This window comes from Massilia mucilaginosa (assembly GCF_011682145.1).
In the GTDB taxonomy this organism is placed as follows: Bacteria; Pseudomonadota; Gammaproteobacteria; order Burkholderiales; family Burkholderiaceae_D; genus Telluria_A; species Telluria_A mucilaginosa.
The window spans coordinates 24384-44992 of the sequence record NZ_WHJH01000006.1 but is presented as its reverse complement, the minus strand read 5'-3'; the positions used below and the strand labels follow the sequence as shown (position 1 = coordinate 44992).

The 20609-nt window shown below is 64.2% G+C and carries 17 protein-coding genes; 8 read left to right on the top strand and 9 right to left on the bottom strand.

Features of this window, described 5'->3' with window-relative positions:
- Positions 1–8: 8 nt before the first annotated feature.
- The 3 genes from F2P45_RS07905 to F2P45_RS07895 form a co-directional block, all read right to left on the bottom strand.
- Positions 9–1061: an NF038122 family metalloprotease gene (locus tag F2P45_RS07905; protein ID WP_166872509.1), complete on the bottom strand. Its 1053-nt coding sequence runs from the start codon at positions 1059–1061 to the stop codon at positions 9–11.
- 309 nt (positions 1062–1370) lie between these two features.
- On the bottom strand, positions 1371–3161 hold the full coding sequence (locus F2P45_RS37225; protein ID WP_166872506.1) for a response regulator: 1791 nt from the start codon (positions 3159–3161) through the stop codon (positions 1371–1373).
- Between the two features lie 299 nt (positions 3162–3460).
- Positions 3461–5875 (bottom strand): catalase, encoded by a 2415-nt coding sequence (locus F2P45_RS07895; protein WP_166872503.1) that lies wholly within the window; start codon positions 5873–5875, stop codon positions 3461–3463.
- A gap of 161 nt (positions 5876–6036) precedes the next feature.
- On the opposite strand from F2P45_RS07895, the gene F2P45_RS07890 reads away from it, so the two are divergent.
- On the top strand, positions 6037–7011 hold the full coding sequence (locus tag F2P45_RS07890) for a questin oxidase family protein (protein WP_166872501.1): 975 nt from the start codon (positions 6037–6039) through the stop codon (positions 7009–7011).
- A gap of 14 nt (positions 7012–7025) precedes the next feature.
- Positions 7026–7265, top strand: coding sequence for a hypothetical protein (locus F2P45_RS07885; RefSeq protein ID WP_166872499.1), 240 nt, complete (start codon positions 7026–7028; stop codon positions 7263–7265).
- Between the two features lie 153 nt (positions 7266–7418).
- On the opposite strand, the gene F2P45_RS07880 is transcribed toward F2P45_RS07885, so the two are convergent.
- A complete protein-coding gene (locus tag F2P45_RS07880; protein ID WP_166872496.1) occupies positions 7419–8684 on the bottom strand; it encodes a TolB family protein in 1266 nt (421 codons plus the stop codon).
- A gap of 93 nt (positions 8685–8777) precedes the next feature.
- On the bottom strand, positions 8778–9569 hold the full coding sequence (locus F2P45_RS07875) for an AraC family transcriptional regulator (RefSeq protein WP_166872493.1): 792 nt from the start codon (positions 9567–9569) through the stop codon (positions 8778–8780).
- A 107-nt stretch (positions 9570–9676) separates the two neighbouring features.
- Here F2P45_RS07875 and F2P45_RS07870 point away from each other — a divergent pair, with 107 nt between their 5' ends.
- The gene (locus tag F2P45_RS07870; RefSeq protein ID WP_166872490.1) at positions 9677–10885 is read left to right on the top strand and encodes an MFS transporter; all 1209 of its coding nucleotides are present in this window, start codon (positions 9677–9679) and stop codon (positions 10883–10885) included.
- A 178-nt stretch (positions 10886–11063) separates the two neighbouring features.
- On the opposite strand, the gene F2P45_RS07865 is transcribed toward F2P45_RS07870, so the two are convergent.
- The gene (locus tag F2P45_RS07865; RefSeq protein WP_166872487.1) at positions 11064–11795 is read right to left on the bottom strand and encodes a hypothetical protein; all 732 of its coding nucleotides are present in this window, start codon (positions 11793–11795) and stop codon (positions 11064–11066) included.
- 222 nt (positions 11796–12017) lie between these two features.
- Here F2P45_RS07865 and rraA point away from each other — a divergent pair, with 222 nt between their 5' ends.
- A complete protein-coding gene (gene rraA, locus F2P45_RS07860; RefSeq protein ID WP_166872484.1) occupies positions 12018–12512 on the top strand; it encodes a ribonuclease E activity regulator RraA in 495 nt (164 codons plus the stop codon).
- 122 nt (positions 12513–12634) lie between these two features.
- Here rraA and F2P45_RS07855 read toward each other — a convergent pair whose 3' ends face one another.
- The 3 genes from F2P45_RS07855 to F2P45_RS07845 form a co-directional block, all read right to left on the bottom strand.
- Positions 12635–13207, bottom strand: coding sequence for a DUF8082 domain-containing protein (locus F2P45_RS07855; RefSeq protein ID WP_166872481.1), 573 nt, complete (start codon positions 13205–13207; stop codon positions 12635–12637).
- 39 nt (positions 13208–13246) lie between these two features.
- Positions 13247–14323 (bottom strand): cache domain-containing protein, encoded by a 1077-nt coding sequence (locus F2P45_RS07850; RefSeq protein WP_166872478.1) that lies wholly within the window; start codon positions 14321–14323, stop codon positions 13247–13249.
- A 382-nt stretch (positions 14324–14705) separates the two neighbouring features.
- Positions 14706–15782, bottom strand: a complete 1077-nt coding sequence (locus tag F2P45_RS07845) for a cache domain-containing protein (RefSeq protein ID WP_166872475.1) — start codon at positions 15780–15782, stop codon at positions 14706–14708.
- A gap of 281 nt (positions 15783–16063) precedes the next feature.
- Between F2P45_RS07845 and F2P45_RS07840 the strand changes: the two genes are divergently transcribed.
- The 4 genes from F2P45_RS07840 to F2P45_RS07825 all read left to right on the top strand — a co-directional run bounded on the left by F2P45_RS07840 (position 16064) and on the right by F2P45_RS07825 (position 20594).
- Positions 16064–16333, top strand: a complete 270-nt coding sequence (locus tag F2P45_RS07840) for a hypothetical protein (RefSeq protein WP_166872471.1) — start codon at positions 16064–16066, stop codon at positions 16331–16333.
- Between the two features lie 115 nt (positions 16334–16448).
- Positions 16449–17747 (top strand): isocitrate lyase, encoded by a 1299-nt coding sequence (gene aceA / locus F2P45_RS07835; protein WP_099877013.1) that lies wholly within the window; start codon positions 16449–16451, stop codon positions 17745–17747.
- A gap of 321 nt (positions 17748–18068) precedes the next feature.
- A complete protein-coding gene (locus tag F2P45_RS07830; RefSeq protein WP_229504967.1) occupies positions 18069–19196 on the top strand; it encodes a 23S rRNA (adenine(2030)-N(6))-methyltransferase RlmJ in 1128 nt (375 codons plus the stop codon).
- 138 nt (positions 19197–19334) lie between these two features.
- Positions 19335–20594: an EAL and HDOD domain-containing protein gene (locus F2P45_RS07825; RefSeq protein WP_166872465.1), complete on the top strand. Its 1260-nt coding sequence runs from the start codon at positions 19335–19337 to the stop codon at positions 20592–20594.
- Positions 20595–20609: the final 15 nt, after the last annotated feature.

Here is a 20609-nt window from a genome sequence, read left to right as displayed (position 1 = left end):
GCTTAGCATCAACGCTTGCGGCGCACGCCGACCAGGCCAGCCAGGCCAAGCATGAACAGCGCCAGCGCGCCCGGCTCCGGAACCGCGTTCACGTTCCAGCCGATCACGTCAAAATACTGCAAGTCCAGCGGCGACAGGCCGAGTTTTTCGCCACGGCCGGCGGTCGGGTCGAGCAGGCCCAGATTCATGTCATCCTGCCAGTGGCTGGCCTGCTGGCCGTCGCCATACACCGACCCGGTGGAGAAGGTCGCCAGCGTGGTCTGGCATTTATCGAGCGAGAAGAACTTGGTGCGCGTGTCGGCCGACCAGTCCAGGTCCGCCGCTTTCTTTTTGCTGTGCGACGAGCAGCGATACAGGTCGCCCGGGGCGATGTAGCTGAACTCCGAGTCGGCATAGTCGCCGTCGCGGTTGTAGTCGAGGACGTCGACGCCGCTGATGAAGCCGAGCGCATGGCCGATTTCGTGCGCGGCCACGCCGATGAAGTCGTAGGCCTTGCCGTCGACGCCATTGTCGGGATCGAAGTCCCAGTCGAACAGGCTGCTGAAATTGATTTCACCGTCCGAGACATCGTCCTTGGCGTCGCTCAGGCCGACAGCGCGCGCGTTGGCGCGGGTCATGCGGATGCTGTTGTTGTTATCGTCGCAGTTATCGTCCAGGAAGGGCGTGGCGCTGCCGATGCCCGACGGGTTGGTGCCGGTGCCGTTCATGATCACGTTCAGGCAGCTGCTGGTCGACAGGTTCGACACGGCCTGCTTGTCGCTGGTGCTCCAGGAATCCTTGGCGAGCGCGTTGCGGTAGTCGTCGTAGCTGAACAGCTCTTGGGTCGAGCCGGTCGAACCGAGCACGCCCGCCTCAAGCTCCAGGAAGCCGATGTTCAGGTTGACCTGCACGTTATCGTGCAACACATTGGTCCAGCGCGCAGCGGCGGCCTGGAAGCCGGCCAGCGCCAGCGGATCCATGCCGGGGGCCGGGGTGAAGTTGATGACGAGTGCCTGGGCAGAGCCGGCGTAAGCGCACAGCAGGACCGGCGCGATCTTCAAGAGACGTTTTAAGGTTTTCATTTCCGCTTTTCAAGGTGTCGCTGATTAGAATCAGACTATTGGTATATTTTTAACCATGCTTGGTGCAATAGGGCATTGCCCGCATGGCTCACTCGTAAAAGCGTATTCTAAAAGCAAGTTTCGCGCCTGAAATTTAAGCCCTTGTTACTAAACATTAAATTTTGAACAAGGGCGGATTTGACAGTTGCGGTGTAAAGATATCCGACAGTGCCGCGTGGGCGCGAGGAGGGTTGGACGGAAAGAAAAAACCGCCATGCCTGCGTTTGCAGGGATGGCGGTTTTGGTCGGGATGATCGGCCGTCGGACGGGTCAGGCGCGGCCCTCGCGCATGAAGCGCTGGATGTGATCGAGCATGACGGCATCCGAATACGGCTTGCCGAGCAGGACATCGACACCGGCTTCGGCGGCCTTGACCTGGTAGCTTTCCTCGGCACTGATCATGATGACGGGAATGTGCGCCGTCAGCGGGTTCTGGCGCACGTGCCTGGTCAGCTCGAAGCCATTCATGCCGGGCATTTCGACGTCGGTGATGAGCACGTCGGGCATGCGCTCGGCGATCTGCTTCATTGCGTCGAGGCCGTCTTCGGCCTGCGCGACCTGGAACTGATTGTTGACCAGCAAGCGGTTGGTTTTTACCCGGACCACTTTGGAATCGTCGGCGATCATGACGACGGTGTCGGTGGCGACCTTGGGCTGGTGCACGCGTGCGGGGGCGGCGCGAGCGGCTACCTCGGGCGCGGCAGCGGGGGCGCTGTTGGCAGCCGCCACGCGTGCTGCCTCGTCGGCGGCGGCGCGTTCAGCTTCCAGGCGCGCGGCTTGTTCCGCAGCGACGCGCTCGGCTTCAAGCCGGGCAGCCTGTTCCGCAGCAAGGCGTTCGGCATCCACGCGAGCGGCTTCTTCAGCAGCCACGCGCGCAGCTTCCGCTTGCGCAGCCGCGACGCGTGCAGCTTCTTCCGCTGCCGCCTGTTCGGCCTGCAGGCGTGCAGCCTCGGTGTCCGCGAGGCGCTGCGCTTCCACGCGCGCCGCCTGTTCCGCAGCCAGGCGGTCGGCTTCGATCCGCTCGGCTTCGGCCGCAGCGATGCGTTCGGCTTCACGCTGGGCGGCTTCTTCGGCAGCGATGCGCTCGGCTTCACGCTGGGCCGCTTCGATGGCGGCGATGCGCTCGGCTTCCAGCTGCGCAGCCTGCTCATCGGCAACACGCTGCGCTTCCAGTTGCACGGCTTGCTCGGCGGCGATGCGCTGTGCTTCCAGCTGCGCCGCGTGTTCGTCGGCCAGGCGTTTGGCTTCCAGCTCTGCGGCCTGCTCGTCGGCGAGGCGTTTGGCTTCCAGTTGCGCGGCTTGCTCATCGGCCAGGCGTGCGGCTTCCAGTTGCGCCGCCTGCTCATCGGCGATGCGCTTCGCTTGCGCCTGCGCGGCCTGCTCATCGGCCAGACGCTGCGCTTCCAGTTGCGCCGCCTGCGCGTCGGCGAGGCGTTGGGCCTCTTGCCGGGCGGTTTCTTCGGCGGCCAGACGCTCCGCTTCCATGCGGGCGATATTGATGGCGGCGATGCGTTCCGCTTCCACGCGCACGGCCGCGTCGAAGGCGGCGCGCGCCGCTTCGGCACGCGCGGCTTCTTCCGCGGCAAGACGCTCTTCTTCGGCCAGGCGTTCGGCTTCCAGGCGCTCGGCCTCGGCGCTAGCGAGACGCTCGGCTTCCAGGCGCGCCGCTTCCTCGGCAGCGGCGATGCGTTCGGCGTCGAGGCGGGCGGCCTCGCGCACCTCTTCCAGGCGCGCCTGTTCGGCGGCAGCCAGGCGTTCTTCCTCCAGGCGCGCTTGTTCCAGCGCCGCCAGGCGGTTCTGTTCGTCTTGCGCGCGCGCTTCGGCGATCAGGCGGGCCTCTTCGACGCGCGCGGCTTCCTCGGCGGCTTCCTTCTCGGCCTGGATGCGCGCGAAATTCTTTGCCTGCTCGTTAGCATCGAGCATGGACGGTTCATCGCGTTGTTGCAAGGCCTTGATCTCGCGTTCGCGCAACTTGTAGATCACCACGCGATACGCCACGTAGAGCAACAAAATGATAAAAACGCCTATGCCGACATTGGTTTCGTAACTTGAAGTAAACACGCGAACAGCTCTCCGTCGTTACCTTTTTTCAAGGCAATGGGTTAATAAAAGGCGATCTTGGTTGTAGGCAATAATGATACACCGCCGCGCGGCAGAACACGATGGATGGTTGTGAGCAATTCACGTGAGCTTGTTTTGCGACAGGGCCGATGTCATTGGTACGGATGTGATTTTGGTATCGCCTCCTGCTACTTTATCGGCTTTCTTGCCTGAACTCAGCAGGATGGGGCGGATGGCGACACTATTTTGCGCTGCACAAAAAAGCCGGCGCATGCCGGCTTTACCACACACCATGCCGCTTATACGGCCGGCGGATCGGTTGCGCGCTCGAATGTGCGGTGCCGCGCGAGCGCCAGCTTGAACTGGCCGATTGCCAGCGTGGCGAGCGCCGGGTCCATGCTGACGATGCCGGGGTCGCCGCAGCCGTCCGGCAGGGTCGTGGGGATGGCGGCGCTGGCGAGCAGGGCGGCGCCGTTGCCGAGGGCCAGGATGGGCTTGCCGTGGCGGTACTGCTCGCGCACGAAGTCGATCACGCGCGCATCGCGCCCGAGTGCGATCACGCCATCGTCGCCGCCCGGCGCGACCATCGCGTCGTACACCACCGAGGGCGTGACGTCGACGGTGGTTTCGACATGGAGCGCAACACCGTCGAGCGAGCTGACCTGTCCGAGGCGCTGGCCCACCAGGCGCGGCACGGCGCCGGCTTCCAGCAAGGCCGTGTAGACCGCGCGCACGGCGGCCCCATCGACGCCGGGCGCGATGAAGATGGCGACCTGGCGCGTGCGGATGCCGGTGACCCCGGGACGGCTGAGCAGGGACAGGGCGGGCGAGGGCGCGTAGCCCGGCAGCGGCAGGCTGGTGGCCAGCGGCAGCGGCGGCGGCACGGCGATGCCCAGGCCGCAGGCGACGGCGTGCGCCAGGGTCGCGTCCACATTGACCAGCCCGGCCACCATGCGCACCCGGATCGCCAGCGTTTCCACGCGCGTGAGTTCGAAGCGGAAGGCGTCGATGATGTGGGCTTTCTCGGGCGCGCTCTGGCTGATCCAGAACAGGCGCGCCTGCGAGTAGTGGTCGGCGAACAGCTCCGGCTTGCCGCGCACCTTGTTGCCGCTGACGGGCTCGGGCACGCTGACGAAACCGGCGCGGCCGACCTGGAACGGGCAGCCGCCGGCCAGCGAGTTGGGTTCGTAGTTGACCCGGCCGCGGTTGATCGTCTGCCGGTGAAAACCCTCGCGCTGGTTGTTGTGCACGTCGGCCAGCGGCGCGTTGATCGGGATTTCGTGGAAGTTGGGGCCGCCCAGGCGCGTAATCTGGGTATCCGGATAGGAATGATTGCGGCCCTGCAGGATCGGATCGTTGCTGAAGTCGATGCCGGGAACAATGTGCTGGGTGCAGAAGGCCACTTGTTCGGTCTCGGCGAAGAAATTGTCCGGGTTGCGGTTCAGGACCAGTTTGCCGACCGGGAACACCGGGATCAGTTCTTCCGGAATCAGCTTGGTCGGGTCGAGGATGTCGAAGGGGAAGCTCTCGGCCTGCTCTTCGGTGAACACTTGCAGGCCCAGCTCGTACTCGGGAAAGTTGCCCGCTTCGATGGCTTGCCACAGGTCGCGCCGGTGGAAGTCGGTATCGAGGCCGCGCAGCTTGAATGCTTCGTCCCAGACCAGCGAGTGAGTGCCCTGCAGCGGGGTCCAGTGGAATTTGCACAGGCGCACCTCGCCGCTGGTGTTGATCAGCTTGAAGGTGTGCACGCCGAAACCTTGCATCATGCGGTAGCTGCGCGGAATGGCGCGGTCGGACATGAGCCACATCAGCATGTGGGTGATTTCCGGGCTGAGCGAGGCAAAGTCCCAAAAGCTGTCGTGCGCGCTGGACGCTTGCGGCATGCCGTGGTGCGGTTCGGGCTTGAGTGCGTGGGCGACGTCGGGAAACTTCATCGCGTCCTGGATGAAGAACACCGGCATATTGTTGGCAACCAGGTCCCAGTTGCCTTCGTCCGTATAGAACTTGACCGCGAAGCCGCGCACGTCGCGCGCGGTGTCGGGCGAGCCGCGCTCGCCGGTGGCGGTGGAAAAGCGCACGAACGCCGGAGTGCGCTTGCCGGCATAGGCGAAAGGTGCGGCGCGTGTCAGCTGGCCCAGGTCCTGATACGATTCGAAGTAGCCGTGGGCGCCCGAACCGCGCGCGTGCACGACCCGCTCCGGGATGCGCTCATGGTCGAAATGCGTGAGCTTTTCGCGCATGACGAAGTCTTCCAGCGCGATCGGGCCGCGCAGGCCGATCTTGAGCGAGTCCTGGTTGCTGGACACGGGAATGCCCTGGTTGGTGGTCAGGCGCTGTTCGGTATCGTCGGCGCGCACGCGGTCGAGCGAACTGTTGAGGGCGTTGTCGCCCAGGTGCGGGATGCCGGCGCCGACCTTGGGCGAGGCGATGTTCTCGGTGCTGGTGCTGGCCGTGGCCAGCGGCGTCGATGGGGCGTAGGCTTCGCCGGTATGCGGCGTGAGCGCTTCGGCGCCGTATTCGAGCGGCTTGGTGGCGTTGAAGGGGCGCTCGTCGGCGAGGTCGGCTTGGCCGCCGGCTTTTTCGAGCAGGCGCTCCGCGATCGGGTTGCTGGTGCCCAGGCTGCCGGGCAGGGTCGGGTCCGAGGGACCCGCGACGGTGCTGAGAACGGAACCTGCGCCGTCGGTGGACGGTCCGCTTTTTTTACGTGTGACCATTGATTACCTCTTAGAAAGAGTGGGGCCGGGCGCCCCTGGCCTGTCGAGTTTGCATCGCTGACGCCGCGCGTGGTTGACCACGGACAGGCGATGCGGCGCGGGAGATCAGAGCGCCGCCAAGCGCGCGGCGGGTTGGTAGGAATCATTGAATGGAGATGTGCATGGAAACCGTGTCGGACACCTGCCGGGCCTTGCTCGAACGCAGCAAGCGCTTCGGGCCGCTGTATGGCGACCGGCTCGCCAATCACTTGCCGATGACACTCATCGCGCTCGACCGCCTGGGTGCGCCGGTGGACAGCATGCAGCGCGCGTTCGACGCCAATGCGCGCCAGTTGCAGGCGCGTGATGCCGGCATCAGCCCGGTTGTGGACGCGGCAATCTGGCTGGGCAAGGGCAGCAACGCCGGCGGGCTGGAACTGTATTTCCAGGCGTGCGTAGCCCGTGACGGGCCGGGCGCCGTGCTGCGGGACTGGGTACCGCGCCTGCTGCCGGGCGTCGCGGCGTCGGCTTTTCATTGCCCGATCCGGCTGGCGTACGCGGTTGATGCCGGCGACCATGACGAGGTCTGCGCCGCGCTGGCGTACTGGGTGATGGAATACGTGACCCTCGACTTGCCGCCGGACACAGTGGACGACACGCCGGCCGCGATCGCCGCGCGCCTGGCGGTCGCGGTGGCAGGCCATGCGCCGTGGGACGGCATCATCATCGACCGCATGCGGCAGGTGGCGCGCCATCCTGGCCTGGCCGGGACGGCGATCCAGCCATCCGTGCTGGACTTGCGGCAGGTGGCGCAGTTCGCGCTGGGCGCCTACCATGCGCGCGAAGATTTCACGCTCTTGCACACGGTGACGGCATGCCATGCGTTCCGCCTGCTGCTGCCGTATGCCGGCGAGCCGGGCCGGGCGCTGCGCTACTTGTGGGAGGCGGTCGTCGTGGCCACGTTGACAGTCGAACCCGAGGACGCCGCCGTGCCCGCCGCAGCCGCGCAGATTGACTGGCACGCCTGCATGGCGCAAGCTGCGCGGGCTAGCGATGCGCACGTCGTCAAGCTGTGCTGGTCGGCGTATTGCGAACACCTGGCCTACGGCGACGCGCGCTACCTCGCGATTGCCGCGCGCAAGCTCGCCAGGCAATGAACCGAAAGGACCTTGTGAAACTGAATCACCTGCCGTTGCTGCTGGCGCTCATCGGAAGTAGTCACGCCTGCCTGGCGCAACAAGCGCGGATTCCTGCCGCATTGGAGCAAGAAAGCCTGGATCTGTCGGGCACGTTCGGGGCTGGTCGGCTCGACGTGGCATTCGCCGCGCCAGGAGCGAGGCCAGCGGTCGCGAGCGTCACCCTGCGGCTCGGTGCGCTGACGACCACGCTGCAGGCATGCGTGGCGCCATGAAGACAGCGGTCCGTCCAGCCTCAGCCTGACCTTTTGCATGGTCGCGCTCCTGCCATCGCGCCGGCTGGCGCAGATCAGCGCCGCGCAAGCTGGACATCGCAGCGATCTGCCCGCCGCAGGAACTGGACGCGATGTTCGATCCGATCCACTGGCTCAATGCGCGATGATGTCGCCCACCAGGTCGCCCTTGAGCACCAGGGTCGAGCGGCCATCCTCGCCCAGCAGGAACACGCCGCGCCCGTTCGAGTAGAGAATCTGACCGGCCGGCGTGAGGTCGTACGAGGCGACATTGCTCGCCAGCACGCGTTCGTCGCCGCGACGGCTGCGCTGCACCAGTTGCCAGCTGGCCGGTACCAGCGAAGGCACGCCGGCCACCATGTTTTCGCTGCGCAAAGCTTTTTCGGCATCGATGCGCTTGCCCTTGAGGATGATCGCCTTGACGTCGGCCTGCGCGGACGGCCCGCTGGCGCCGGTCAGCGGCTTGCGGCTGTACATGAGCGAGAAAAAATTCAGGTAGTGGAACACCGCGCGCAGCAGGCGGAAGGGAAACAGCACGGTGTCGAGCAGGATATTGCCGCTGCTGTATTGCGGCGCCTCGTACGGACGCCGGATGAACAGCAGATCGCCGGTGGCGGTCACGCGCGGATGCAGGAAGTCGGTATTGGCGTCGTCGAGCACGGTTTCCAGCTGGCCCGAGCGCAGGTCCAGCTTCTCGATGGTGCTGTGGCCGAGCGCGACGATCATGCCGCCGCTGTCGCGCGCCAGGCCGGCCGACTGGTAGACGATGGTGTCGTCGTCGCACCAGGCAGGAGCGGAATCGGCCGTGTCGCCGCCGGTCAGTTCGCGCAGGTGGTTGCCGTCCACGTCGAGCGTGGCGATGTTGGTGATGCTGTCCTTGGACGCGGACGTACAGACCAGTTTGCCGGTCTGGGGGTTCAGGTGCAGGTCGCTCAGGTCGAGGTGCTGGCGGTGCACGATGCGGGTTTCGACGCCGGTGTCGAGGTTGAAGGTGAACAGGCCGCCGATGGTCTGGTCGCGCAGGAAGTACAGGATCGACTGCTGCCGGTCGAACTGGGCCGAGGTGTGGCGGATGCCATTGGCGGCGCCGCCGAACTGCTTCATCTGGCCGTAAGCGCCCACTTCGAAGCTGGTGTCTTTCTTCCACGAATTGCGCTCGTTGCTGCGCGCGAGGCGGTCTTCGGTCTCCTGGATGTAGGGGCTGTGCAACTGGCGCACCGCGCCGCCGTCGGGCTGGTAGAACAGATTGCCATTGGAGATGTAGGCCACGCCGATGCCGGCCAGGCTGGCCGAGCCCGCCGCGTTCGGGGCGGTGGCAGGCGTTCCTTCCGGCGCGGCGGTGACGCGGTAGAACAGGATCACCAGGCAGACCAGCAGCGCAAAACCGATAAGTAAAACCACCAGGCAACTCCTTGAAAGGGTAGGACAGGAAACGGCCACTATACTTTACTTGCTTAGTACCGTTGAGAAATACACAATTTGTAAAACGCAAGCTCAGCCGGCGCTGTCGCCGGCGAAAAATGCCGACGGCGAGCTGCCGTAGGTCTTTTTGAACATCGCCGAAAATGCCGACTGGCTGGCGTAACCGAGTTCCCCGGCCACCTGCGAGAGCGGCATGCCGCGCGCGATCAGGGGCGCGGCGTGCGCCAGGCGCACCTGCTGGCGCCAGTGGCCGAAGCGCATGCCCAGCTCGCGTTCGAACAGGCGGGTCAGGGTGCGTTCGGAGGCGCCGACCTGGGCCGCCCACTGGCCCAGGGTCAGCTGGCAGGCGGGATCGTCGATCAGGGCCGCGCACAGGGCGCCGAGGCGCTTGTCCTGCGGCAGCGGCACGCGCATCGGCCGCGTGGCCGCGCCGGGCAGCTCGTCGAGGATCAGTTCGGCCAGCAGCGTTTCGCGCGGCCCCGCGCCGGTCTGGCCGAGCGCAACGATCAGTTCGCGCAGCAGTGCGGACACGGCCAGCACGCGGCACTCGTCGCCCTCGAACGGGGCGCGCGCGGCCAGGATGCCGAGCGGGCGCAAGCGCGCGTTTTCGAGTACGCGCACCGAATGGACCACCTCCGGCGCAATCCAGATCGCGCGCAGCGGCGGCACGATCCAGCTTGAGCCGGGCGTGCTCACGCGCAGCACCCCGGACAGGGCGAAGGTGAGCTGGCCCCAGGGATGGCGGTGCGGATCGAGCGACTGGGTGATGTCGAGGTCGCGTGCCAGCGCGCGCACCGGCCGCGCCGGGGTCGGGGCCAGTTCCGGCGCTTGCCAGCGGGTATGGGTGAGGATGGTCAGGGACATGGGTGGATGGGGGCAATTGGCGGATTTGCGACAAAGTATGGCTTCCTGTCTAAAAACTGTCGATGGCTTTTTGCTTACACTGGACGCTGCTCAACCATGGATGCCTTATGAACACACCTACCCTGCGCGACGATGCGCGCGTCATCGGCCTGGTCAGCCTGGCGCACGGCGTATCGCACTTCTATCACCTGGTCCTGGCGGCTTTGTTTCCATGGCTCAAGCCCGCCTTCGACCTGTCGTACGCCCAGCTGGGGCTGTTGATGACCTTGTTCTTCGTGGTCTCCGGCATCGGCCAGGCCTTGTCGGGCTTCGTGGTGGACAAGGTCGGCGCGCGCCGCGTGCTGTTTTCCGGGCTGGCGCTGCTTGGCACGGCGGCCCTGGTGCTGGCCGGCGCGCAAAGCTACCTCATGCTGGCGGCCGGGTCGATGCTGGCGGGCCTCGGCAACGCCGTGTTCCATCCGGCCGACTACACCTTGCTCAACCAGCGCGTGAGCAAAGCGCGCATCGCCCACGCGTTCTCGCTGCACGGCATCAGCGGCAACCTGGGCTGGGCGGCTGCGCCCGCGTTTTTGGCCGGTATTGCCGCGCTGGCCGGCTGGCGCATCGCGCTGCTGTCGGCCGCCGCCATTCCGTTCGCCACCCTGGCGCTGCTGTTCGCCCAGCGCGCCCACCTGCGCGCCGACCCGGCCCCGGTGCAGGCGGCCGGCACGGTGCAGGACAGCTCGTTCGCCTTCATGAAACTGCCGGCGGTGTGGATGAGCTTCGGCTTCTTTTTCCTGACCGCCATTGCACTGGGCGGCATCCAGAGTTTTTCGTCAGCCAGCCTGGTGGCGCTGTACGGCATTTCGCTGGCCTCGGCCACCACCGCGTACACCGCTTACATGCTCGCGTCCGCCGCCGGCATGGTCCTGGGTGGCTTTCTGGCCACGCGCGCCAAGCGCCACGACCGCACCATCGCGCTCTCTTTCATCTGCGCCGCGCTGATGGCGCTGCTGGTGGGCGCGGCCGTGGTGCCGGGCTGGATGGCGGTAGTGCTGATGGGCGGCATCGGCCTGGCCGCCGGCGTCGCCGGTCCCTCGCGCGACCTGCTGATTCGCGCCGCGGCGCCCAAAAACGCGACAGGCCGCGTGTTCGGCATCGTGTATTCGGGCCTCGACAGCGGCCTGGCGCTCGGTCCGCTGCTGTTCGGCACCATGATGGACCGCGGCCATCCGGGCTGGGTGTTCGGCTGCATCGCCCTGTTCCAGGTGCTGGCGATCGGCACCGCCCTGACCGTGGGCGGCAGCAGCCGCGCACCGGCGCTCAAGCAAGCCTGAGCGCGCCGCCGCCAGGGCACTAGTGTCCCGAGTTGGAAATCCGTTGATGATTAAATATGGCGAAATCGCACCGAGGCAAGGAACAAAGCGCAGACAGGCAAATGCCTGGCGAGCATTTGTGACGCGGTATCGGCGCGATTATCGCCATATTTATTCAACGAATTTCTGACTCGGGACACTAGGTGACCGGGCACAGGCTGGCCACGCCCAGCAGCGCATAGCGCACCCGGTACGGTTTGAAGCCGAGGATGGTCTTGAAACGCCGCAGCCCCCCGGAGGCGCCGAACCAGGTGTCGTACATGGCGTAGCGCACGCTGCGCTCGGCGATCAACATGCTGACGATTTCGACGATCATGAAGTGCATGACGCCATCGTTGTTGCGGTAGCCAAGCAGGCGCGAGAACAGGGCGAAGTTGCCGTAGATGCCCAGTTCGCAGTAGGCCACCAGCTTGCCCGAGGCATCGAGCACGCCGAAATAGCGGTAGTTTTCGCGGTCGGTGTAATGCGCCACCCGGTCATGGTAGCCGGCGGCCATGGGCCGGCCCTGGCGCTCGGGCATGGACTGGTTGATGGCGTGGATCTCGTCGACGTAGCGGTTGCGGTCGATGCGGGTGAACTGGTAGCCGCGCGCCTTGGCCCGCCGCGCGAAGAAACCGCCCCAGTTGCGCTCGCCGATCGAGTCGCGGTATTGCGTGCTCGATGCGAATTGCCCGGTGTCGAGCAGGGCCGCGCCGATGGTCTTGTTGCCGATGATGCGGTAGCGCGGATGGCGCCGCGTAAAGTTGCGGTAGGTGGCGCTCACTTCGGCGGGCGCGAGCGCCAGGTCGAATTGCAGGTGAGCGAGCGGCAGTTTGACGATGGCGGCGAGAACGTCCCACAGGCGCCTGAGCTGTGACAGCGTGCTGAGCATGCATGCCCCCTTGACGAGAACGAGGCACCGATTATGGCGCGCCTCGGGCGCCGCGTCAGCCGCTGTCTGCGCTTCGCTTGTGACACATCAGGCGCGCCCGCATACCTTGTTTTCACGGGAACCAACACCCCGGTGGCGCGGTCGTACTCAATCAAGGGGCAGGGGCGGCGGCGCCAATCGCTTAGAATTGTTCTCATTTCCATTTTTTGCGAGCGAGCCGACATGACTTTTGCCACCACCGACCTGTGCGACGACCATCCCGAACTGCTGGAAGAGGGCCGCCTGGCCGTGTTGCCGCCGCTGTTCAGGCACTACGGTCAACGTGTGCGCTTTTGCGGCAGCGTGACGACACTAAAAGTGTTTGAAGACAACGCCCTGGTGCGCGCTACCCTGGAAGCGCCCGGCAACGGCAATGTGCTGGTCATCGACGGCGGCGCCAGCCTGCGCCGCGCGCTGGTCGGCGGTCAGCTGGCGTTATTGGCGCAAAACAATGGCTGGAGCGGCATCGTGGTGGACGGCTGCGTGCGCGACAGCGACGAAATCAATGCCTGCGCCATCGGGGTGCGCGCGCTCGGCACGCATCCGCAAAAGAGCAGCAAGCTGGGCGCGGGCGAACGCAATGTGCGCATCTGCGTGAGCGGGGTGGCGGTGCAGCCGGGAGACTGGTTGTATGCCGATGCCGATGGCATCGTGGTGTCGCAGCAGAAGCTGGTGTGACAGGGAGGGACAAGCGCGGAACAGCGGAAACAACGACAGCGGCGAAAACAAGGAAAGCAGCGGGGGAGGGGCAATAGAGCACCCTGCGCGCGGCGGCCGCAGCCGCTGCGCGCAGGGATTCGTCAGAACGCCGGCATGTCGAGCGCCTTGGCGACGTCGACCTTGAACTTGGCGGCCTGGTCGTCGCTTGGGATTTCCTTGGCCAGCGCCATGACCACGGCGCGCACATCGGTGGCGCCGTCGAAATGGTCGCTGCAGACGATCTCCGCCATTGGCCCCACATACTTGACCAGGCAACGCTGCAAGGTGGCCTTGATGTCGGGCGTCAGGCCCGGCGTGGCGACCGGGCGCACGGCCGCGGTGTCGGCGCGTGGCGACGCTCCGCCCAGTACGCCAGTACCCGGCAAGTCGTCCAGGGTGCCGTCGAGGTAGCCCAGCACGATTTCGGTCGGCCAGTCGAGGCCGTCGGCATTGACGACGCCGGCCTTGTCCAGGGTCAGGCGCGCATTTTTCATGGTGCGCATGATGGCCAGGCCGTCGCGGCCGCGGCGGCCGCGGCACAGGATGAAGACGATCTTGCCGCCTTGCAGGTGGACCTGGGCCATGCGGTTGTCATCGCTGATGACCAAGGCAGTGCCGCTGACGCGCTGTGCGCAAAAGCCAGCGATCTGGTCGACCACGTCGATAAATGGCATGAATTCCGGTTGTGACATATCAGTAACCTCTCATCGGTATCAAACCTTTTTACGCAGTCGATCCATTGCCAGCTGGATGCTGACGCCGAGACGTTCAATGGCACGGGCCAGCGAGCCGATTTCATCGCCGCGGGCCGTTTGCGGAATGTCCACTTGCAGTTCGCCATTGCTCAGTTGCACGGCAATGGCGGTCAATTGATTGATCGGGCGGGTCAGCGCCTTGCCCAGGAAAATTGCCACGCCGATGACCAGCGCCACAGCGGCGGCGATCAGGATGCGTGCTTCGTTTTCCATCTTGTGCATGGTGGCGAAAGCTTCATCGTAGTCCTGTTCGATCAGCACGGTCCAGCCTTGCGGCAGTTTGCGCACGAAACCGATCTTCTTGCGCTCTTCCGCAGTATAGACCACGGGTGCGTCGTTGATGCCGGGAACCTTGAGGGCCGGATGGTTGGTAAAGTCTTGCAGCGCGGTAAGAACCTTGGCCGAGTCGCCGTGGGCGATCACCTTGTTGGTGGCGTCGAGCAGGATCGCGCGGCCGGTCTTGCCGATGCGGATATCGGTCACGATCTTGGAAATATCGGTCAGGTTCATCGACATCGCCAGCACGCCGACCAGGGCCGAGTTGATGTCGCGGATCGGGGTGGCCACGATCAGTGCCGGCTTGCCGGTGGTTTTGCTGATCGCTACCTGGCGGCCGACCGGCTGGCCGCTCATCACGGCCTTGAAGTAGCTGCGGTCGCCGTAATTGATCGGGGCGGCGCCGTCGTTACGGGCGGTGTTCGAGCCATCCGGCGCGATCGTAAACATCAGGAACGACCATTCGTAGGCCTTGCCGGTCGCTTTCAGCAGGGGAATCTGGCGCTCGTCCTTCATCGACACCATGTCGTCGAGGCGGCTGGCCTGGTTCATGGCGTGCATATTGGTGTCGTCCCAGGCATTGATGCCGTTGACCACCGTGTTCATGGTCAGCACCAGGCTTTGCGAGACGTTGTCGGTCAGTTCGCGCTGGGCCGCCCGGTCGCTGATCACCCACAGCGTGCACAGGGGGATCAGCGTCACCGCGAGCAAGGTCATCAAGACCTTGTGAAAAATACTGAAACTAAATTTTGAGTTCATGCTGGGCCTTCGTAATAGAGGTCTGCTTGACGTGGCAGATCGGCCAGCGTCTCGGACATCAAGGAACCGATTGCTGGGCCGACATTAAAAACAAGGTGTCGGACTTCTGTATCTGGCAACCCCGTTCGCCGGCGGCGCAACGGGATCGTTCATGCGGAGCTTGCTGTCGGCGGGAGGCACTGTCCCTCATGGACCGCGCCGCCGTCTTCCAGCAATCCCGGGGCGCAATCGTCAGCAGTGATTTTGGTTGCTTGTAAGCACATTATTATACCGGTGTTTACCAACAGCATCGGTATTGCGGCAAGTCTCGTTGTATTTCGTGAGAATTTGCGACGTTTGTGTATTTACTGCAACGACTTCACTACTGTCGATGGCGCGGGGTTCAGCTTTTCTTGCGCAGGCGATCCATTGCCAGCTTGATACTGATGCCGAGACGGTCGATGGCGCGGGCCAGCGCGCCGATTTCGTCGCCGCGTTCGGTTTGTTCGATCGTCACTTGCAGCTCGCCGTTACTGAGCTGGCGGGCAATCGAGGTCAGTTCATTGATCGGACGGGTCAGTGCCTTGCCGAGGAAAATCGCGATGGCGATGACCAGCGCCACGCTGACGCCGATCAGGATCTGCGCATCCTTTTCCATCTGCTTCATGATGCGGAACGCTTCGTCGTAATCCTGTTCGACCAGCAGGGTCCAGCCTTGCGGCAATTTGCGCATGAAGCCGATGACTTTGCGGTCTTCCGTGGTGTACACCACGGGCGCCTTGTCGATGCCGGCCACCTTGAGGGCGGGATAGGCGCCGAAATCCTGCAGCGTGCCGCGCACCTTGGAGGCATCGCCGTGGGCAATGACTTTGTTGCTGGCGTCGAGCAGGATCGCACGGCCGGTTTCGCCGACGCGGATATCGGTCACGATCTTGGAAATGTCGGTCAGGTACATCGACATGGCCAGTACGCCGACCAGGTTGGCGCTTTCATCCTTGATCGGGGTGGCCAGGATCAGTGCCGGCTTGCCGCTGGTCTTGCCGATCACGACCTGGCGGCCGACCGGCGCGCCCTTGATCACTTGCTGGAAGTAGGAGCGGTCGCCGTAGGGGGTCAGGGCGCCGCCGTCGTTACGGCCGACGTTGCTGCCGTCGGGCGCGACCGTAAACATCAGGTACGACCATTCGTAGGCGGTGCCGGTGACGGACAGGATCGGGTTCTGGCGCTCGGCCTTCATCGATACCATGTCGGGCAGGTAACCGACCTGGGTCATGGCGCGCACGTTGGTGCTGTCCCAGGCGGTAATGCCGTCGGCCACCGTGTCCATGGTCAGGACCAGGTTTTGCGACACGTTGGCCGTCAACTGGGTCTGGGCCGCCTTGTTACTGACCAGCCACAAGGTAATCAGAGGGATCAGCGTGACCGCTAACAGCGTGATGAGTACTTTGTGGAAGATGTTTAGAGTAAATTTTGAGTTCATGAGTTGCATTCGTAATGTAGGTCTGCTTGACGTGGCAGATCGGCCAGCGTATCGGACATCAAGATACCGATTGCTGGGCCGACACTAAACAGCGTGCCGGACTTTATCTGGCAACCATCCCGCTCGTCTGCGCAACGGGATTGGGATGAGGAATTGTTGGTAGGAGTTGCACTGTCCGCCATGGAGCGCATTGCAAACTGCCTGGAGACGTCGGCTGCGCCCTGCGGCAGTGGTTAAGGATTGCCTGAGAGCACATTATCCTACGGAGCAGTAAGCGAGCGATGGTTTTTCGAGCGATTCCTGTTGTTTTTCGTGACAATTATACCCTCGTGTGTCTTCTGTGCAACACAAATCTCCCTGTTTTGGTGCGTCGGCGGCCGGCTCCGGCGCCGATCTGCTTCCCGGGCGCAAAAAGGGTGCTGGATTTCATCAGGCGCGAAGTGCATTTCACAATGCAAAATGCCATGGTGCGTTTGCACCTGCGCGCTCTTCCATTTAGAGAAATTCCGTTCCGCATCATGAAAAATGAATTGCAAGCAATTGATTTTTAAGGAATTAAATTTAGTTATATGTCTTATATAAGAGTGTTGTTGCAGCGCGCAAAACGGTCTATCATTTGTTCAAGGCATTTCATTTCTTAAACGGCTTTTCAATTAGGAGAACACCATGGCAACTCGTGAACAGCAAGTAGCAGAACTGCAAAAAGATTGGGACACCAACCCGCGCTGGAAAGGTGTTGTACGTAACTACACCGCGGCGGACGTGGTGCGCCTGCGCGGCTCGCTGAAGATCGAGCACACGCTGGCCAAGCGCGGCGCGGAAAAATTGTGGGACCTGGTGAACAACGAGCCCTTCGTCAACGCGCTCGGCGCCATGACCGGCAACCAGGCCATGCAGCAGGTCAAGGCCGGCCTGAAAGCCATCTACCTGTCCGGCTGGCAAGTCGCAGGCGACGCCAACGTCGCTGGTGAAATGTATCCCGACCAATCGCTGTACCCGGCCAACTCGGTGCCGCTGGTGGTGCGCCGCATCAACAACACCTTCCAGCGCGCCGACCAGATTCAATGGTCCGAAGGCAAGGATGACATCGATTACTTCGCACCGATCATCGCCGACGCCGAAGCCGGTTTCGGCGGCGTCCTGAACGCCTACGAACTGATGAAGTCGATGATCGACGCGGGCGCCGCCGGCGTTCACTTCGAAGATCAGCTTGCCTCGGTCAAGAAATGCGGCCACATGGGCGGCAAAGTGCTGGTGCCGACCCGTGAAGCGGTCGAAAAGCTGACCGCGGCGCGCCTGGCGGCCGACGTGATGGGCACCTCGACCCTGGTGATCGCCCGTACCGACGCCGAAGCGGCCGACCTGCTGACCTCCGACGTGGATGACAACGACCGCGAATTCTGCACCGGCGAGCGCACCGTAGAAGGCTTTTACAAAGTTCGTCCGGGCATCGAGCAAGCCATTTCGCGCGCCATCGCCTACGCCCCCTTCGCCGACCTGGTCTGGTGCGAAACCGGCAAGCCGGACCTGGCCTTCGCCAAGCAGTTCGCCGATGCCGTGCACGCCAAGTTCCCTGGCAAGATGCTGGCTTACAACTGCTCGCCATCGTTCAACTGGAAAAAGAACCTGGACGACGCCACCATTGCCAAGTTCCAGAAAGAACTGGGCGCCATGGGTTACAAGTTCCAGTTCATCACCCTGGCCGGCTTCCACGCCTTGAACTACGGCATGTTCAACCTGGCGCACGGCTATGCGCGCCGTCAGATGTCGGCCTTCGTCGAGCTGCAGGAAGCCGAATTCGCCGCCGCCGACAAGGGCTTCACGGCCGTCAAGCACCAGCGCGAAGTCGGTACCGGCTACTTCGATGCCGTCACCCAGACCATCCAGCAGAACCAGAGCTCGACCACCGCGCTGCATGGTTCGACCGAAGATGAACAATTCTTCGACGAAAAGAAAGTAGCTTAAACGCTATTGATCCGCGGCGCTTCCAGAAGGAGCGCCGCCAGCGCGGCGGTGCGGACAAGGACCGCCGCGCGCCCCCACGGGTGGAAACGCACAGCGCCTTCCCCCTTGTCCGTGCGCCTTTCGCGGCGCGCCGGCAAGGGGGAGGGCGTTGTGCATTTACGCGCTTTTTGCGTCGGAAACGCCTTTATGGAGGATAATGGCGTCTCAGATCCCCCTTTTTTATGGAATTCCCACGTTATGTTGAGCTACCGCCACGCCTTTCACGCGGGTAATCACGCCGACGTCCTGAAGCATTTCGTGCAGATTCAGCTGCATGAGTACATGAATCAGAAAGACACGGCCTACACCTATATCGACACCCACTCCGGTGCCGGCGTGTATGCGCTCGATGGCGGTTACGCGTCCAAGAACGCCGAATACGAAACCGGCATCGGCCCCTTGTGGGAGCGCACCGACTTGCCCAAGCCGCTGGCCGAGTACGTCAACCTGATCAAGGAACTCAACCCGAGCGGCAAGATGCGCTACTACCCGGGTTCGCCGTACTGCGCCGACAAGGTCATGCGCGAGCACGACCGCCTGCGCCTGTTCGAGCTGCATCCGGCCGACAGCAAGATCCTGGCCGACAATTTCCGCAAGGTGGCGGAGCATGCCGCCGCCCAGGGCGAGCGCTCGAGCGCGCGCGGACGGCGCGTGCTGATCGAACGCGGCGACGGTTTCCACGCCCTCAAGACCTTGCTGCCGCCGCCCTCGCGCCGCGCGCTGGTGCTGATCGACCCGCCCTACGAAGACAAGCAGGATTACCGCAAGGTGCGCGATGCGCTCGAAGACGCGCTGGTGCGCTTCCCGTCGGGCATCTACGCGATCTGGTATCCGGTGCTGCAACGCATGGAGTCGCGCCAGTTCGCCGACAAGCTCAAGCGCCTGGCGGCCAAGGACTGGCTCAACGTCACCCTGACCATCACCACCCCGGGTCCGGATGGTTTCGGCCTGCACAGCAGCGGCATGTTCATTCTCAATCCGCCGTACACGCTCGAGCCGACCTTGCGCCAGGTGATGCCTTACCTGGTGCAAGTGCTGGGCAAGAATGCCGACGCCACCTACGTGATCGAAAAAGGCACCCAGGTGACCGGCACGGCCGCCGCCCGCACCGGCGCCAATGGCGCCGCGCGCATGCCGGTCGGTAACGCCCGCAAGGCCAGCCCGACCGCCGGCACCGGCAGCTTGCGCCTGCCCGGCCAGGCGCCCGCCGGCACCCCCGGCCAGGCCGGTGGCGCCCCGCGCGCCCCGACCGTCAAGCGCTCCAGCATTGCCGCCGCCGCGGCCGGCAAGAGTGCCCGTCCCACCGAAGCCGGGGTCACGCGCAAGAGTGCGCGCCCTGCCGAAGGCGGCACGGCGGGCAAGAGCGCCCGTCCGACCGGTCCACGCAACAGCGGCCCGCGCCGTCCTTAAGAGCCTGTTTCGGCAGGCCGGGGGAAGCAGGCGCGTCCACTGCGACTCCGGCCTGCCCAAACAGGCTCCAAGTCTGCCGCCGTAGTATAGTCACCGCGGGAGGCGCTGTTGTCGGCGCCCCCGTTTTCCGGAATTCCCATGCCTATTGACACCGTGGCCGAGCTGGCGCTGCCGTCCGACGATTTCTTTCTCGCGCGCCAACCGATTCTCGGACGTAACCAGCGACTGGTTGCCTTTGAACTCTTGTTTCGCAGCGCCAACGGCGGCGACGCCAATGTGACCGATCACGCCGCCGCCACGGCGGCCGTGATTTCGCACGCGTCCCAGCTCGGCATGGCCAAGGTGGTCGGCGAGCGCCTGGCGTTCGTGAATGTCGACGATATCGTCTTGATGAGCGACTTCGTGCGCTTCCTGCCGCACGACAAGGTCATCCTGGAAATTCTGGAAACCGTCAAGGCGACCCCGGCACTGGTCGCCCGCGTGGCCGAGCTCAAGGGCTTCGGCTTCACCTTCGCGCTCGACGATGTGGTGGAAGAATCCGACGACGTGCGCAAGCTGGTCGACCTGGTCGACATCATCAAGGTCGATGTGCAGGCGGTGGCGGCGGCCGATCTGCCCAGGCTGGTGGCGGCGCTCAACGGGCGCAACAAGAAGCTGCTGGCCGAAAAGGTCGAGACGGTCGAGGAATTCGAGATGTGCATGGCGCTCGGCTTCGAATATTTCCAGGGCTATTATTTCGCGCGTCCGGCCATCCTCAGCGGCAAGAAGATAGCGCCATCGGAACTGGTGATCCTGCGCCTGCTCGACCTGATCAATTCCGACGCCGACAATGCCGAGATCGAACGCGCGGTCAAGCGCGACGCCCTGATCAGCCTGAACCTGCTGCGCCTGGTCAACACCCCGGCGGCCGGTGCGCGCGGGCGCATCGATTCGCTGACCGAGGCGCTGTACGTGCTGGGGCGTCAGCAATTGCAGCGCTGGCTGCAGATTTTGCTGTACGCCAAGCCGGGGGCGGCGGTCGAACTCAATTCGCCGCTGCTGCAGATGGCCACCACGCGCGGCAAGCTGATGGAGCTGATGACGCAGAAAGTGCGGCCCGAGCGCCGCGTCAGTGCCGAGGCCGGCTTTACGGTGGGCATCATGTCGCTGATGGATGCGCTGTTTTCGATGTCGATGCAGGATATTCTCAATACCGTGGTGGTGGCCGACGAAGTGCGCGCCGCCTTGCTCGAGCGCGAGGGCGTGCTGGGCGAGATGCTCAAGGTGGTCGAGCTGGTCGACCACCCCAAACGCGGGACGGAACTGGCCAGGGCGCTCAAAGCGCTTGGCTTGAGCGCCACGACCATGCGCGAGATCGAGATGGAGGCGTTTGGCTGGGTCAATGAGCTGGTGACTTGAGACCGACGCCAACCG